13 protein-coding genes are annotated in these 15,028 nt (G+C 59.0%); 2 read left to right on the top strand and 11 right to left on the bottom strand.

Translation table 11 applies throughout. The annotated features are described in order from the left end of the window. The first annotated feature begins 68 nt into the window (after positions 1 to 68). Complete coding sequence (locus AB7828_RS24175; RefSeq protein WP_441231377.1) at positions 69 to 1,022, top strand: glycosyltransferase family 2 protein; 954 nt, start codon at positions 69 to 71, stop codon at positions 1,020 to 1,022. Further along, positions 1,019 to 2,125 carry a glycosyltransferase gene (locus AB7828_RS24170; RefSeq protein WP_441231376.1) on the top strand — a complete coding sequence of 369 codons (1,107 nt, stop codon included), beginning with the start codon at positions 1,019 to 1,021 and terminating at the stop codon, positions 2,123 to 2,125. The genes AB7828_RS24175 and AB7828_RS24170 overlap by 4 nt, the downstream gene beginning before the upstream one ends. A 142-nt stretch (positions 2,126 to 2,267) precedes the next feature. On the opposite strand, the gene AB7828_RS24165 is transcribed toward AB7828_RS24170, so the two are convergent. The 11 genes from AB7828_RS24165 to AB7828_RS24115 form a co-directional block, all read right to left on the bottom strand. Beyond that, the gene (locus AB7828_RS24165; protein ID WP_441231375.1) at positions 2,268 to 2,492 is read right to left on the bottom strand and encodes a hypothetical protein; all 225 of its coding nucleotides are present in this window, start codon (positions 2,490 to 2,492) and stop codon (positions 2,268 to 2,270) included. 2,312 nt (positions 2,493 to 4,804) lie between these two features. After that, positions 4,805 to 5,560, bottom strand: a complete 756-nt coding sequence (locus AB7828_RS24160) for an SDR family NAD(P)-dependent oxidoreductase (protein ID WP_441231374.1) — start codon at positions 5,558 to 5,560, stop codon at positions 4,805 to 4,807. Positions 5,561 to 5,607: 47 nt separating this feature from the next. Then, positions 5,608 to 7,365 carry a nitrilase-related carbon-nitrogen hydrolase gene (locus AB7828_RS24155; protein ID WP_441231373.1) on the bottom strand — a complete coding sequence of 586 codons (1,758 nt, stop codon included), beginning with the start codon at positions 7,363 to 7,365 and terminating at the stop codon, positions 5,608 to 5,610. Between the two features lie 15 nt (positions 7,366 to 7,380). Next, positions 7,381 to 8,370 (bottom strand): acetamidase/formamidase family protein, encoded by a 990-nt coding sequence (locus AB7828_RS24150; protein ID WP_120292939.1) that lies wholly within the window; start codon positions 8,368 to 8,370, stop codon positions 7,381 to 7,383. Positions 8,371 to 8,415: 45 nt separating this feature from the next. Next, entirely contained in the window at positions 8,416 to 9,129 is a 714-nt protein-coding gene (locus AB7828_RS24145) for an ABC transporter ATP-binding protein (RefSeq protein WP_175365722.1), read from the bottom strand. Next, on the bottom strand, positions 9,122 to 9,838 hold the full coding sequence (locus tag AB7828_RS24140; RefSeq protein ID WP_120292935.1) for an ABC transporter ATP-binding protein: 717 nt from the start codon (positions 9,836 to 9,838) through the stop codon (positions 9,122 to 9,124). Before AB7828_RS24140 ends, AB7828_RS24145 begins: the two co-directional genes overlap by 8 nt. Then, a complete protein-coding gene (locus AB7828_RS24135; RefSeq protein WP_309944904.1) occupies positions 9,838 to 10,902 on the bottom strand; it encodes a branched-chain amino acid ABC transporter permease in 1,065 nt (354 codons plus the stop codon). Before AB7828_RS24135 ends, AB7828_RS24140 begins: the two co-directional genes overlap by 1 nt. A gap of 13 nt (positions 10,903 to 10,915) precedes the next feature. Then, entirely contained in the window at positions 10,916 to 11,788 is an 873-nt protein-coding gene (locus AB7828_RS24130; protein WP_089267934.1) for an ABC transporter permease subunit, read from the bottom strand. 107 nt (positions 11,789 to 11,895) lie between these two features. Further along, a complete protein-coding gene (locus AB7828_RS24125; protein WP_120292931.1) occupies positions 11,896 to 13,134 on the bottom strand; it encodes an urea ABC transporter substrate-binding protein in 1,239 nt (412 codons plus the stop codon). A gap of 11 nt (positions 13,135 to 13,145) precedes the next feature. Then, the gene (locus AB7828_RS24120) at positions 13,146 to 13,811 is read right to left on the bottom strand and encodes an ANTAR domain-containing response regulator (protein ID WP_309944902.1); all 666 of its coding nucleotides are present in this window, start codon (positions 13,809 to 13,811) and stop codon (positions 13,146 to 13,148) included. Further along, complete coding sequence (locus tag AB7828_RS24115; RefSeq protein WP_441231372.1) at positions 13,808 to 14,968, bottom strand: transporter substrate-binding domain-containing protein; 1,161 nt, start codon at positions 14,966 to 14,968, stop codon at positions 13,808 to 13,810. Before AB7828_RS24115 ends, AB7828_RS24120 begins: the two co-directional genes overlap by 4 nt. Positions 14,969 to 15,028: the final 60 nt, after the last annotated feature.

Raw genomic sequence — 15,028 nt, 5'->3', positions numbered from 1 at the left:
TGGTGGCGATATGCATAGACCGCACCTGACGCAGAGAAGCCGGTTGGAACGTAGTAGTGAGTAATCGCATGAGTGTTTCCGTTATCGTTACCTGCTTTGACGAGGGGCCTTTTCTGCATGCAGCCATTGCCAGCGTGCTCGGGCAAAGTCGCGCTGACCTGATCGACCACATCGTTATCTGCGACGACGGGTCGGATGCGGAGACCCAGGCGATCCTGCAGGAGCTCCCCGCGCGCGATCCCCGTATATCGATCTTGCCGGTCGCCACAGGCAAGATTCCGGGCACACGCGGTGTGTCGCTCAACCGCAATCGCGGCGTCGCCGTCACCGACAGCGACTATATCGCCTTCCTGGATGCGGACGATCTCTGGCGAGCGGACAAGCTCGAACGGCAGCTTGCCGTTTTCGAGGCCATCCCGGAGACCGCGCTCGTCTATACTGCATTCTCATTATTCTGGTCGGACAATCGCAAGCCGCCGGAAGTGGCCCCGCTCGTTGATCTTACCCTTCAGTCCGATCAAAGCCTGGCGTATTTCATGGACGACCCCCCCATCGTCCCGTCCACGGTGCTGATGCGGCGATCATTATGGGACAAGCTTGGCGGCTTCGACGCGACGCTGGAAGTGTTCGAGGACACTGAATTTTTCTTCCGTGCAACAAGGCTAGGTCGCGTTGCAGCGGTAAAGATCCCTCTGATTGACAAGCGACTTCACGAATCGGCCGTGACCTCCAAACGCAACCAGTTGATGAAGCATCACGCCTACGTGGCGCTTCATATCGCTGCTCAGGATCCACGTCTGCTTCGTTACGCAGCTAGGCGGCTATCCGAACGAGCACGAAAGCTCGGCAATCTGGAGGCGCTGGACGGCCGTAGCGACAGCGCCGTGAATCTTCTGACGTCGGCGATCTATTTCCATCCGTTGAATCTGCGAGCCTGGCTGACTCTCGCATTACACTATCTAGGCGGCGAATCGGCCATGAGAGCCGTAAAGTTGACGCTGTCACGCGCGAGCCGATCATGACCGGGCAACGCCGCGTTATCTACTTCATTAATGGCCTCACGCGAGGTGGTGCCGAGATCGGGCTGCGCAGCCTGCTGGAGAACGGCCTTTTCGAGGGTTACGACTTCCGGGTCATCATTTTGCACAGAGGTTCCGCCGAGCTCAGGCGTGAAGTCGGAGCTTTGGCGGGCGAAGACCGCATCATCGAAGCCAGCGCTTCGCCAAAGCTGACGATCCGCGGCTGCGTCATCGGAATGTATCTGCTGTTCCGGACCATCGTCACCTTCCGTCCAGACTCAGTTATTTTGTCACTTAAACAGGCGAACATTATCGGCAGGTTCGTTCTATATGCATTTCCCAAGGTCAAGTGCATTGCCTTCGAGCATATTGCCGAACTGGAGCGCGGACGGGCCGTCGCGTTATATAGCAAACTTCTGAGACTGACTTCCGATCGCGTCGATAGCGTTTGGGCAGATTGCACGACGACATTGAATGCAACGCGCGTTTATTTCAAACCGCGGCCGCGTGAGGAGAAAGTCGTACCGCTGTTCCTTGCCAGTGATGAAGCACCGTTGAAGAGCTGTTATGAACTCTCTGGCCCCGCGCGGATCGTAACCGCTGGTCGCCTGGTCAGTCGAAAACGCGTCGATCTCCTGCTCAAGACAATTCGGATTCTCGCCGATCGTGGTCGTATCGTCGTTCTGACCATCTATGGCGAAGGCCCCATGAAATCCGCATTTCAACAATTGGCGAACGAGCTTGGCATTGGCCAACAGGTCGAGTTCGCCGGTTTCAAGCATAAATGGTACGCCGATGCGGCTGAGCACGATCTCTTTATCCATATGAGTGACGAGGAAGGATTCTGTATCGTCGTCGCCGAAGCTATGATGGTAGGCTTGCCCGTTATCGCAAATGCCGTGGGCGGGATACGCGATTACTCTTGCGACGGGAGGACGGCTGTTCACCTGGCATCGATGGATCCGCAGTATGTGGCCGATATTATTGGGAGACATCTCGACTGCGAGAATCATCGGCAACATTTGGGCAATTGTGCCGCTGGCTGGATCAAATCAACATACCAACGAGAGCGAGTGAAGGAGCTGTACAGGAGCGTTGAGTTCTGATTTTCCCTTCACGGATTATTCCTGGATTGACCGACCACGGCCGGCTCATCAATCCGCGGCACGGCTCGGAGACAATTACGCGGTTCATTCTATTTTTCTATTGTTGGATTTTAGTTTCCGTTTTTGTTACGAGGCACGTCTTCTAATGACAGCGGCTCAAGTATTTGTTCTTGAGATTGACGGCAGGCCGACGCTTGTATTTGACGCACCCGATGCGGATATCGCTGGTGCAATGTGTGCCGATGATCTGCTTAGAACAGATCTTGAGTCGTTGACCGCCAATGGCGAGCCGATTTGCACCCCCCATTCCCGCCTCGCATACCGCCTTGCCTCGCCACGCGAGATCGCTGCCTTTGAGCACGCGCATCTTCGCGCTCCCGAGTCTGAGGAGCCGACTATGGTGTTCCTTATCAATGTCGATGGGATCGTCATGATATCCGTCGACCCTTCCGCATAAGTCCGACGAACATCAATCCGAATTCACCACCAGACTTCCTATCGTCTTGGAGATCTTTGAAGAGTAAGGGGGCAAACGTGACGGTTCCGTCGAACAATGTTTGGTCGGTTGAGGAAGATCAGAGACTGAGGGAACTTGCTATAGCCGGCCGATCTAGTTTTGAGATCGCGCAGTTCCTCGATCGTACGCCGGCTGCAGTCAAACGACGGGCAAGCTCTCTGGGTGTTCGGTTTGGTCGGGTCGGACGTGCACGACCGAGCGTTTCACGATTTGGATAGAACCACCCCCTTCTAGAATAGGCTCGTCTCTTACGCGTAGCCGCTAATGTATTGGGGTTTCATTGGCCTTCGGAGAGATTTCGAAGCAGACGACGGCTTTGAGCCGGCTGACGAGCGGCACATGGTCAGCCAGCCATAGTTCGAGACAACAAACGAAGGGTTTCAATACACAGCTCTCAAACCCAACAGATGAGCTTGCTTAGCCGAGCATTGAGCTCTTGACCCAACGTTTATCCAGGCGGTTTGCGCCTGGTCGTCTCAGAGATAAATGTAATTCGTGCGCTTTGATCGTTGTTGCGGCCCGAGTTCGCCCAATTTCTTTCGCTATCTCTTCTGGCGTTAGCCTACCAGCTAGACTGCGGAGCTTTGCAATCTCATCGTCCGTCCAAGGCCGGTGTAACATTGCCATCTGTACCTCCTAACACTGAACTCCTTGCGTAAGTGCTGCAACTTCCATTCCACGCCTTGGGATAGAACCGTAACCTGGTAGTCTCTATCGTTTACTCGCGAACAAATCGCCGTGAGCTATTCCAAATCCAAAACGGAGCTTTCTCACTACAGCATACCGAAGTATTTTATCAGTTCTGCGAACAGATCAACGAATCGCGGAACTAACTAGCTTGCACGCCAGCGATGATGTTCTTTCAGCTGAATATGGACGTGAGTCCTACAGAAGCTGTCGCCTAAGACGCCTTCGACGCTTGATCGCCACTCAAGTCCTGCGCTGCGGAGCAGATTGCCTGCTCCTCCGCGGCCGCGAGTAGACCATCACCATCGTCCTCACCAGCCCATACCATAGTAGAGCGCAAGACCATTTGCGATTCGGGCACTTAAATTAAAGCCGTGCTTGACCCGAACGTCCGCCCTGCACCAGGAGCAGTCATTCCAGAATCGTTCATTCCGCGGTTCGTGCATGAGCTTGCTTTGGGCTCTACGCCGACGCGCGTTCTGTAGCGTCAGAAGAGCAGGAATTTAGACCGATGTATCGGAATGGTCGCAATCCGCTGACGGTGTTCTCGGAGCCGAGATCAGTCAATGTTTGATTGCAGAACACCTTCTGCACTTACCGGAGTCTCTTCGATGACCATCGATCCTAGCCTCACGCAACTTGGAACGTGCAACAGGTCATTGCGCAATTTCGTCACCAGCCGCTCCTTCGTACCTCCAGCAGGTCCAGTATTTTCCACCGTTGGGGAGGTTGTTGAGCGTTATCGCGGACAGGTCAGCGGAGCTCCTCCGTAACTGGCGCTCGATGAGAAACGGTCCATCGTTCCTCAAGATCGGTAAAGCTATTACCTATCCTCTGGAAGAGCTCGATCGCAGAAATCTAGTTCTTTGCCAGTCCTCACGATCGCTCCCGTTGGAGGACGCTATATCGTGACATCTGCCAGTCCGACAGTTGCCGCTGAGTGACATGATCTGGCCGAGATAGATCTCGATTCGGCATCCGTACTACAATGTGACCGTGGAGTTTCGTGAAGGCAGCTGCATGATACTTCCGGTCTATTCCGACCTGTAACGAGGAATCAGCCCAAGTTACCCCCCTTCCGACTTAGGAAAGCACTAGAATCTTGCTTCTAAATGAGATTCTTCCTTCAAGGATGTTGATCCACAACTATCCCACTCCATACCCCACTCGCACATTTTGTCACGACTGATCCCGGAGCTGAAAATGATCGAGCATGATCTGCTGCGTTTACACAAATCGGAGCAGTGGGAGGTAGACAGCCCTGATCGGTCCAATCCATCAAGAGAAAATTTGAGTTAAGTCCAACCAACGTCGAGCCAGTGAGATCTACCATCGACACCTCAACGACCGCACCATAAGAGGTCATCATCCCCCAGCGCCGCAGCAGCTTGCGTACATAGGACGACACCGAATCCTGCGTGATCAGCATTGCAACGCTGTCGCCGACCGGTGCCGCCGCCTATCTCGTTTCGAAGCTACACAGCCCTCGTCAGTGCACCATCGATGATGAGATTGGTACCCGAGATGCGACTCGCGATCGGGCTAGCCACGAACACGACCCCGGCGGCCACTTCCTCTGCGGTTCCCATTCGGCCGGTCGGATTCAAGCTCATGGCCGTTTTGTAAAGCTCGGGCGAGCCGTGTTCTATGCCTTGCCATATGCCGCCCTCGAAATAGGTGTTGCCGGGCGACACCGCGTTGACGCGGACGCCTTTGCCGGCGAGCTGATTGCTCAATCCCTTGGCATAGTGGATCAGTGCAGCCTTGAAGGCGCCGTAAGAGCCGGCGGCGAAATCGACCTCGAACCCGGAGACGCTGGAGACGATGACAATCGACGGCGTCTTCGATTTTTCCAGATAGGGAAGCGCGGCCGCCACCGCATTGACCGTGTGCATCATGTCGATGCGGAATGACTTTTCCCAGGTTTCCGCGGTATCGCCGACCGCCAGTGCGCTGACATTGCATACGAGGATATCGACACCGCCGAGCTCGGCGGCCGCGCTGTCAACCCATTGCTTGAGGGCGACGGGATCGGCGACATCGGTCGACTTGCCCCAGGCTTTGACGCTCTTCGCCTGCAAGGCCGCAACGACGCTGTCGATCTGCTCTTGTTGTCGCGCGCAAATGGCGACGTTGGCGCCCTCGCTAGCGAACATATCCGCAATCGCACGACCGATTCCCTTACTTCCGCCCGTCACGAGAGCGTTCGTGCCCTTCAATCCCAGATCCATGATTCACTCCTCGGTTGAGATGCCTGACTGCTCGGCTTGCACGATTGTCATCGGTGCTCTCGCGCGTGCCACCCCGCAGCTTTCGTGATCAACCCGCGGTAGCTGTGCGGCATCCGCATAGCAACTAGATCTTTCCGGCGCACAACGTTGGTCGGATAGACGGTGTCGAGATTCGTGGTGTCCACCACCGCCGTCGCTGTCCCTTCGGTATCCGCCGCGATGGCTTCCCGACGCGGAAACTCGAAGGTGTCGGGGCCGAACACGCCGCTGAGGCCTGGATATCCGTTGCCGGGATCGAACACATTCGAGAACGCAAAAAACACGTTGTTCTCGCCGGCGCGAACCCGGAAGTGATGCCAGTGATAGAGATCGGCGCCGGTCGGGATCGGATAGTTCTGCGACACAAGCGATCCCACATGCGGGGTGCTGAAACGTTCCTTAATCGCTGCCGCGCAGACGATGAGATCACACCCCTTCAGCGCAAGGATGCGGCCGGCTTCAGGAAACGATGCATCGTGACCGATCAGAAGGCCGATGCGCCCGACCGACGTGTCGGCCACCACCCAGTCATCGCCGTGACGCGCCCAGGCACGCTCGGATTCCGTCAAGTGGGTCTTGCGGTAAACCGCGACAAGGCCTTCTGGCCCGATCAGGCACGCGCTGTTGTAGATCGCATCGCCGTTACGCTCGGCGATGCCGACGACAAGATACACCTTGAGCTGGGCGGCCAGACGGCAGAGCTGATCGGTCTCCGGCCCCGGAACAGTCTGCGCTCGCGCGCCGGGATTGTTGAGGCCGCTCAGCGCGAGTTCCGGAAACACGACGAGGTCGGCCTTGCCCTCAAGCTCCGCCTGCCGCGCAAGCGAGGTGATGCGCGCGAGATTTGCTTCGACGTCATCACCGGGACTCATCTGCGCGACCGCAACCCGCGACGTCCGCCCCGTCGGCCAGGGCTTGTGGCCGTACAACTTGAAGAAATCGCGAGGATTCCAGCTGAACGTATCGGACAGCAGCCCCGCATAGAGTTCGGGGCGGCGCTGAGAGAACACGGCTTCACCGCCAACACGCCGCGCGCGGGACGCGTCCAGATCCATGTCAGCTAGTGCGAAGCCGTCCCCGCCATCGATCAGGGCCACAATTGTTCCGTCCGGCGCGATCACGCAACTGCCGCCGCTGAACTGGACGGTGCGTTCAAGTCCCCACCGATTGCTTTCGATCAGATAGCAACCGTTCTCGAACGCCCGGCTGATCCAATACGGAGCCGGTGTGCGCTCAGCGAGCCAGTTCGAGATATGGCAGATCACGTCGGCGCCCTGCAAGGCGACGAGACGCGCGGTCTCCACAAAGTGGATGTCCATGCAGATCAGCAGCGCGATGCGCCCGATCGGCGTGTCTAAGACCTGATGGCCGAGATCGCCTGCCGCCGACCATTTCGGCTCCGCAATATAGGGATGCGTCTTGCGATGCTGGCCAATCACACCTTCGGGTCCGATCAGCACCGCAGAGTTGAAATAGATGCTGTCGCTATCGACCTCCGGCATGCCGACAACAATGTAGCAGTCATGTTTCCGCGCGAGCGCTGCGAAGCGATCCGTGGTCGGCCCCGGGATCGTCTCGACGAACGGTGCGACCTCAGCCCGGTCGAACCAGCAATAGCCCGTGGTGCCCATCTCCGGCGTAACGATGAGCCGGGCGCCCGCTGTCGCCGCCGCTTCGCAGAGTTCGAGCAGCCGCGCGATATTGCGCTCCTTCTCGAACATGGTCGGTTCGAACTGAACCGTGGCAACCTTGTGCACGCGCGACATGATCGGCTTACCCTTTTAGACCAAAAATGATTTCTTGATCGAAGCGCCGAGCGTATATTTCGGATCCACCATGTTGCCGAGCCGGACGCGGCCGGTCTGGGTCAGTAGCATGTAGGCATCGATCTCCTCAAAGCCGTAATCGGCCGTCATCCAACGGCAAAGCTCGCGATAGGCGATGCGCGCAGCATCTTCCATCGGCCGCGCCGAGCCGATCGTCATGATGAAGTCCTTGGTCTCCAGCCGCGGCCAAGCAATGCTCCAGCCCTTGATCAGATCAATCTGGACCGTGGTCACGGTCGGATGCTCGATCGCGACGCCGCAGAGTTCGCCGTCGCCCTGCGCCGCGTGGCAGTCACCGAGATAGAGCAACGCGCCCTTGGTATTGACCGGCAGATAGATCACCGCACCGACACCGACGTCGGGCAGGTCCATGTTGCCGCCGTAATAGTCCGGCACCAGCGACGAAATCGCCTCGATCTCCGGCGAAGTGCCGATGGTGCCGATGAACGGCTCATAGGGCAGCGTGATCTTGTCGTTCCATTTGGTGCCGTTCTCGAGAGTGATCTCGAGCTTCTTGACGCGCTCGGGCAAAGCCGGATTGAGCAACGCGGTCTGGCCGGTGCCGACCAGCCCGCCGAATTCCGGCATGACGACAGTGGTGCCGCGCGGTTGCGGCCCACGCGGCACGATGCTCTCGATATAGACCGCGAGCGTATCGCCCTTCTCGGCTCCGTTGATCCAGATCGGCCCGTTCTGCGGGTTGAGAAAGGGAAAGTTGAGAATCTTCGAGGGGATGTCGGTCTCGTGCTTGATGGCGCCCTCGAACGCATCATGGGTTTCGGCGGAGACCACAGCGCCGGGATCGACCGTCAGCACAGGCCCTACGTAAGGGCCATAGACATAGTGGTACTTGCCCTGATCCTGTTCGGTGATCATGTGATGGGTGCCGGGTTTTCCCTTGGCGACGCCCTTGCTCGCCATGATCGAATTTTCCTGCCAGGCCATCGATTCACTCCTTCGTCTCTGTGTTGTTATGGGCGTGGGTTGGTTTCAGACCGCGAGATGACGGCGCATTTCTGCCTGATCGTCGAGCGCGGCCCGATCGAGGCTTGCGACGATGCGCCCCTTGTCCATCACGTAGCAGCGCTGCGCCATGGCGCGGATCATGTCGAGATTCTGCTCGACCAGGATGATAGTGACGCCGGTGCTGCGGTTGAGTTCGACCATGTTGCGGGCAATGTCCTGAACGATATTCGGCTGAATGCCTTCGGATGGCTCATCGAGCAAAATAAGGTGGGGATCGGCAATCAGCACACGCCCGATGGCGAGTTGCTGCTGCTGGCCACCGGACATGGTGCCGGCACGCTGGCTCCAGCGCTCCGCGAGGATCGGAAAGGCTTCCACGATCCGCCGCCGTCCCTCCTCGGGGATATCGCCCTTGATCGCAGCGCCGACGGCGATGTTTTCGGCCACCGTCAGGCGCGGAAACACGTCGCGCCCCTGTGGCACATAACCCATGCCAAGCCGCGCCCGTTTGTGCGGCGGCAACAGTTCGACGGCCTCGCCGCGATAGACAATCGAACCGCTCATCGCCGGCACGAGGCCAATCAGGCTTTTCATCAGCGTCGATTTGCCGACGCCGTTGCGGCCGATCACAGCGACGATCTCGCTCTCCCACACCTCGATTTCGAGGCCCTGCAACACCGGCTTGCCGCCGTAACCGGCGCGCAAGGCCTGCGTCGAGAGAATGACTTCCTTACGCATGGGCCTGCCCCAGATAGATAGCGGCGACGCGTTCGTCGGCGACGATCTCATCGATCGAGCCTTGCGCGAAGACCTGTCCAAGATGCAGCACCGTGACGCGCTGCGCGACCTGGCGCACGAAGGCCATGTCGTGCTCGATCGCCAACACTGTCATGCCGTCCGCATTCAATCGCTGCACCATCTCGCCCGTCTGATGCGTTTCTTCCGGCGACATGCCCGCAGTCGGCTCGTCGAGCAGCAACAGTTGCGGCTTCAGGCTGATCGCCATGCCGATTTCGAGCCACTGCTTCTGGCCGTGGCTCAGATTCCCGGCGGTCTGCATCTGCTCGGCTTCAAGGTTGAGGAACGTCAGCAACCGATCGATCCCGCGCGCGAGCTCAACGCTGCGATGCGTCCGCTGCAGGGCGATTTCGAGGTTTTGTCGGACAGACAATCCCTTGAATACGCCAGGCACCTGGAATTTGACCGACAGCCCGCGGTGAATGCGCGCGAACGGTTTCAGCGCAGTGATGTTCTCGCCGGCGAACAGAATATCGCCGCTGCCGGGATGGTGTTCGCCTAGGATCAACCTGAACAGCGTACTCTTCCCCGCACCGTTCGGACCGATCAGGCAATGGATTTCACCGGCCTCAAGCACGAGATCGACCGAATTGGTGACATGCAAGCCGCCGAAATGTTTATTGAGTCCGCGAAGCTCGAGAAGCGCCATCAGACGTCTCCCTTGCTGCGGCGCGCAACGAGCCGGGAAATCAGATTCATGGCACCGAGCACGAGCCCGTTCGGCGCGATCAGCACGGTCAGTACCAGCAGCACACCCATGAACACCAGCGCGTATTGGCTGCCGTAAATGGTCAGGGCCTGGAAGGCCGCGAGCACCACCAGCGTGCCGATCACGGTCGACGTGAGATCGCTGCGGCCGCCGACCGCGACCCAGATCAACGGCAGCGCGGCCGCGGTCATGCCCATGCTCGACGGCGTGATGTACTGTCCCCACGCCGTGTAAAGCACGCCGGAAATGCCCGCGAGCGCCGCTCCGATCACGAAGGTGATGAGCTGATATTTGCGCACGTCGTAGCCCAGCATCTCCGCGCGCTCCGGATTCTCGCGGATAGCAACGATGACGTTGCCAAACGAGGAGTTCATCAGGATGCGCAGGCCGAGATAGACCAGCAGCAGCAATCCCAGCACGGCGTAATAGAGTCCGATATCGGCCAACAACACGATGTCGCCACCGGACCATGGGATCGTTAGCGGCGGCATCGCGCTCATGCCATTAAAGCCGTTGAGGCGCGCCGCGCCGATGCGCCACTCAGGGCCCGCGGTCTGGGCCATAAAGCGCTCCAGCATCAGCGTCACCGCCAGCGTGACAATACCGAGGAAGACGCCGGCGATACGGCCGAAGAACATGAAATAGCCGAGCAGCAACGCAAACAGCGCGGCGATCACGACCGCCAGCACCAGCGCGACCAAGGTGAACCCATAAGCCGAGCCGAAATTGAGCGTGAGGATGCCGTAGCTATAACCGGCAATGCCAAAAAAAGCGGTCTGCCCGAACGAGAGCGAACCGCCATAGCCCCAGATCACACACAGGCTGAGCGCGATGAACACCCAGACGAAGAAATACACGGTATTGCCGACCGTATAACCGTCGCTGAACAACGGATAGGCGCAGGCAATCGCGAACACGATGGCGAACGTAATCCAGAACGCCGGACCACGACCCACAGTCTGCGGGCCTTCGAGGCGGCGGAGGAAACCAGGCAAACCGTTCACAGCTGCGGATCCTTCAGGTTCGTTCGCGCAGCAGGAAGCCGGAGATGCCTTTCGGCAGGACCCGGACAACGATGATCACGGCGACCAGCAAACCGATCTGGCCAAACAATTGTCCCTGCCAGGAGGTCATCACCGACTTCACCACCGCGAGGATCGCGCCGGCCGGCGCGGTACCGAGGAATACGTCGGCCCCACCAATCACCACGGTGACGAAGGCCTCCATGATGAAGGTGGCGCCCATCGTCGGCACCAGCGTCATGGTGGGCGCGTACAGGCCACCTGCAAGACCGGCGAGCCCGGCACCGCAGGCAAAGGTGAGACTGTAGATCAGGCGGGTATCGACACCGAGAGCCGCGGCCATGTGCGGCACCTGGATGGTGGCGCGGGCAAGCACGCCGAAGCGCGTCCAGTTGAACAGCATATAGAGGCCGCCGAGTACGCCGAGCGCGGAGGCAAACAGCACGAGGCGATAGATGGAATAAGAATACTCGCCAACCTGAAAGCTGCCGAACGGCGTTCCGACGCCGGCCATGGAAGAGCCCACCAAGATCAGCGTCCCCTGGGTCGCAATGAGGCTCAGGCCCCAGGTTGCCACGATGGTGTCGAGCGGCCGGTCATAGAGATGGCGGATCACCACGAGTTCGACTAGCGCGCCGACCAACGCGGCGACGATGGCCCCGGCCAAGATCGCCAGCGGCAGCGGCAGGCCGAGATGGACGGTGGAAGCCGTCACATAGGCGCCGCACATGATGAACTCGCCATGGGCGAGATTGATCACGCCCATCATGCCGAAGATCACCGCGAGTCCGCATGCCGACAGCACGAGAAAAGCGAATGCATCGCCGAACTGATAGAGCGCCGAGAATATATGCGTTGCGATGTCCATGAACCAACCGGGATGATGCAAATTCGAAATGCGAGGGAAACTTCAGCTCTTCGAGAACACTGTCCCGGCAGGCAGACGTACCTGCCGGGACGGCGCCGACGCCGATGTCAGGGTTTCGGCGGCGGGTTCGAGGGCGTGTACTGCGCCATAGGATCCTTCTTGGTCAGATCGCAACCGGCATCGCCCAGCCAGTACGGCTTGATGCCCTCCCACACTTTCGGAAACGAGATCGAATGATCGGCCCCGACCTTGGCGAGATAAATGGTGTGCGACATATGCTGGCTCTTCGGGTCGATACAGACCTTGCCCTCCGGCGCATCCATGCAGACATCACCGACCGCGATTACCTTGCGGATATCTTCCCGCTTGGTCGATTTCGCCCGTTCGACCATCTGCTTATAGAGATAGACTGCGAGATAGGAATTCTCGGCTTCCTGGTTCACATAGGGCTCGTTAGGGAACTTGGCCTTGAACTTGGTGTAGAATGCCTTGCTGGCCGGGGTATCGATTTCCTCGATGTAGTTGGTCGTGACGTACATGTCCTTCAGGCTTGGCGGCTTGAAGCGTTTGTGTTCGTAGCCCTGCCCGACGTTGACCGACGAGGCCATCGGCAGATTGACGTTGGCGGATGCCGCCTGCTCGTAATAGGAAGCCTGCGCAGTGCCAACCAGCAGCGTCACCACAAAATCAGGCTTTGCTTTCTGGATATTCTGGATGCTCTGTGAGAACTGGGACACGCCGAGCGGGATGAACTCCTCACCGGCCATCTTGCCGCCGTTCTCCTTGACGATGTTGCGCACCCACTCCGCCGATATCTGGCCGAAATTGTAATCCGCGGCGAGCGTGTAGACGTTCTTGCCGTACTTCTCCATCATGTAGGGAATGAGCGTGGAGAACTGCTGTTCCGGCACCGCACCGGTGACAATCATATGGCCGTCGCAAACGCCGCCTTCGTACTGATTGTTGTAGAATGCGAAGCCGTTGAACTGATCGACGATCGGGCGATAGGCCTCGCGCGAAGCGGACGAGAAGCCAGCGAATACTACGTCGACCTTGTCGCGCTGGAGCACACGCCGCATGAATTCCTGATAGCGTGTGTTGTCGGACTGAGTGTCGTAGGCGACCAGCTCAAGCGGCCGGCCGTCGATACCACCGGCCTTATTGATCTCTTCGGCCGCGAGTTGGATCGCATGCACTTTTCCGATGGTAGCCACTGCGAAATCGCCGGACTGGTCCTCCAGCACCCCGAGCTTGATCGGGGTTTGCGCAAACGCCGCACCTGTCGCGAGAACAAGCGTCCCCGTGAGGGCTACGGCGCGCAGCCCCCGCAACACATTCTTGGTCATGTTGGTGTCTCCTACATCGCTTGCTTGTTGCCGCCTCGCAGCGTGATGCTGGTCGCGCGGCCGGGAATGTCGGGCGCACTTGCCCGCCTGCTCAGAAATTCCTCGCAGTAGAGTTCCAAGTTCTGCCGCGCGCGCATGCTCTCGCGGCGAAGCTGGGAATAGGCGCTCTCTTCATCGAGACCGTCTTGCTGCATCAAGAAGATCACCGCGCGGATCACCGCGCGACGGCTACGACGGCGTTCTTCGAGATCCTGAAGGCGGGCATGCATATCGCTACGCAACATGAACTGGTTCACGCCCATGAACAGCGAGGTGTAGACGGCGCCGCCGTGGACCGGCTTACGCAGGAAGGAAGTCGCGCCGAGATTGACCAACGCCTTCAGACGGCTCGGCGCCTCAACGCCGACCAGACCGATCACCGGCACCGGCGGCAGGCGTGAGATGGGATTGACCTCAATCGCCACCGCGCCTTCGAGATCGCCGTCAATGAACAGGATATCGCGCTCGGACTGCAGGTTGCCGACATCGATCTGCGCGCGGCCGTCGACGATCTCGGGATATTCGGTCGTCACACCAAGTTTGGCGAGGGTGGACTCGAGTGAGCCCTCTTTTCCACCGCGTCCGATGACGACAAGAGCGCGACCGCCTTTGAAATTCTGCAGCAACCGGGATGTCATGATTGCACCACTCTGAGCACGGGAGAGCGCATTGCACTCGCAAAGCGCGGCGACGACTGAACGAGATAGGGATCTGGCGCAATTGGGCTGCGTGCCTCCAGCAGCACTTCGAACTGCCCATTGAGGGTGGAACGGGCGATCCGCGGTGTCAGCCAGGCGTGATAGGTTTGCGGATCAATGCGCACCTCGCCCTGCGGCGCCAGCAAGCTCTGGCTGGCGACCGCGGCGCGCACGGCGCGTGCATCATCGGTACCCGCCTGCTCCAATGCTGCGGCCAGAAGCTTGACGGCGATGTAGGACGCTTCTGCGTCGGCGGACGATACTGGTCCGCCGGGGAAGGCCTTGGCATAGGCGGCGATGAATGCCGCATTCGCCGGAGATTCCAACGAGGAGAAATAGACGCTGGAGCTCAAGTGCCCGTCGATAGCCTCGTCGCCAATCTCCGCAAGCTCCGGCTCTGACAGCGTGCAGCTGGCCACCGGAATTTCATTGACCTGATCGATACCGCGCGCGCGGCAGGCCGCGCGGAAAGCGCGGAAGAAGGCATAGGCGCTCGTACCGATCAGATTGTTGAAGACGAAATCTGGACGCTGCTCAAGGATCGCCGATATCACCTGGTCGAATTCGGTATCGCCCACGGACAGGTATCGCTCTGCGACCACGGCGCCTCCCCGCGCGGTCAGCGCCTCACGGAAGATGCGGTTGTTCTCCCAAGCCCAAATGTAGTTGGAGCCTACACAGAACGCGCGGGTGCCGACTCGCGACACGAGATAGTCGACCAGTGGCAGCACATGCTGATTGGGTGACGCCCCGGTATAAATCACATTGTCCGAACTCTCGAATCCCTCATAGTGCGACGGATACCAGAGCAACCCGTCGAACTTCTCGAAACACGGAATGACCTCCTTGCGGCTCGAAGAAGTATAGCAGCCCAAAACCTGGCGGATCCCGGCGCCGAGTAATTCCAAACTCAGCGCGCGGTAATGCGTAAGATCGCCCGAAGGGTTGACCACGACCGGCTCCAGCGTCACCGCACCGCCTGCTTCGGCATTTTCCTGGAAAGCCAACAACGCACCATTCAGCATCGAGCGTGCGACGACACTGTAAGACCCTGTCGTCGAGAACATCACACCGATACGATAGTGCTTCCGCATCATCAGCTCGATCCAAAACAAAAAAAGCGCCCGCCGGCTGTGAAGCCGAGGGCGCCCTCGCCA

Origin of the sequence: Tardiphaga sp. 215_C5_N2_1, from assembly GCF_052076055.1 — a bacterium.
GTDB classification, from domain to species: Bacteria; Pseudomonadota; Alphaproteobacteria; order Rhizobiales; family Xanthobacteraceae; genus Tardiphaga; species Tardiphaga robiniae.
This window is presented reverse-complemented; position numbering and strand designations above follow the sequence as displayed.

What these genes read in the sequence shown, in the direction of transcription:
- AB7828_RS24160 (WP_441231374.1), bottom strand. Translation starts at nt 5,560, where the DNA reads ATGGATCTGGGATTGAAGGGCACGAACGCTCTCGTGACGGGCGGAAGT.
- AB7828_RS24175 (WP_441231377.1), top strand. Translation starts at nt 69, where the DNA reads ATGAGTGTTTCCGTTATCGTTACCTGCTTTGACGAGGGGCCTTTTCTG.
- AB7828_RS24170 (WP_441231376.1), top strand. Translation starts at nt 1,019, where the DNA reads ATGACCGGGCAACGCCGCGTTATCTACTTCATTAATGGCCTCACGCGA.
- AB7828_RS24140 (WP_120292935.1), bottom strand. Translation starts at nt 9,838, where the DNA reads ATGGCGCTTCTCGAGCTTCGCGGACTCAATAAACATTTCGGCGGCTTG.
- AB7828_RS24125 (WP_120292931.1), bottom strand. Translation starts at nt 13,134, where the DNA reads ATGACCAAGAATGTGTTGCGGGGGCTGCGCGCCGTAGCCCTCACGGGG.
- AB7828_RS24120 (WP_309944902.1), bottom strand. Translation starts at nt 13,811, where the DNA reads ATGACATCCCGGTTGCTGCAGAATTTCAAAGGCGGTCGCGCTCTTGTC.
- AB7828_RS24165 (WP_441231375.1), bottom strand. Translation starts at nt 2,492, where the DNA reads ATGCGCGTGCTCAAAGGCAGCGATCTCGCGTGGCGAGGCAAGGCGGTA.
- AB7828_RS24155 (WP_441231373.1), bottom strand. Translation starts at nt 7,365, where the DNA reads ATGTCGCGCGTGCACAAGGTTGCCACGGTTCAGTTCGAACCGACCATG.
- AB7828_RS24145 (WP_175365722.1), bottom strand. Translation starts at nt 9,129, where the DNA reads ATGCGTAAGGAAGTCATTCTCTCGACGCAGGCCTTGCGCGCCGGTTAC.
- AB7828_RS24130 (WP_089267934.1), bottom strand. Translation starts at nt 11,788, where the DNA reads ATGGACATCGCAACGCATATATTCTCGGCGCTCTATCAGTTCGGCGAT.
- AB7828_RS24115 (WP_441231372.1), bottom strand. Translation starts at nt 14,968, where the DNA reads ATGATGCGGAAGCACTATCGTATCGGTGTGATGTTCTCGACGACAGGG.
- AB7828_RS24150 (WP_120292939.1), bottom strand. Translation starts at nt 8,370, where the DNA reads ATGGCCTGGCAGGAAAATTCGATCATGGCGAGCAAGGGCGTCGCCAAG.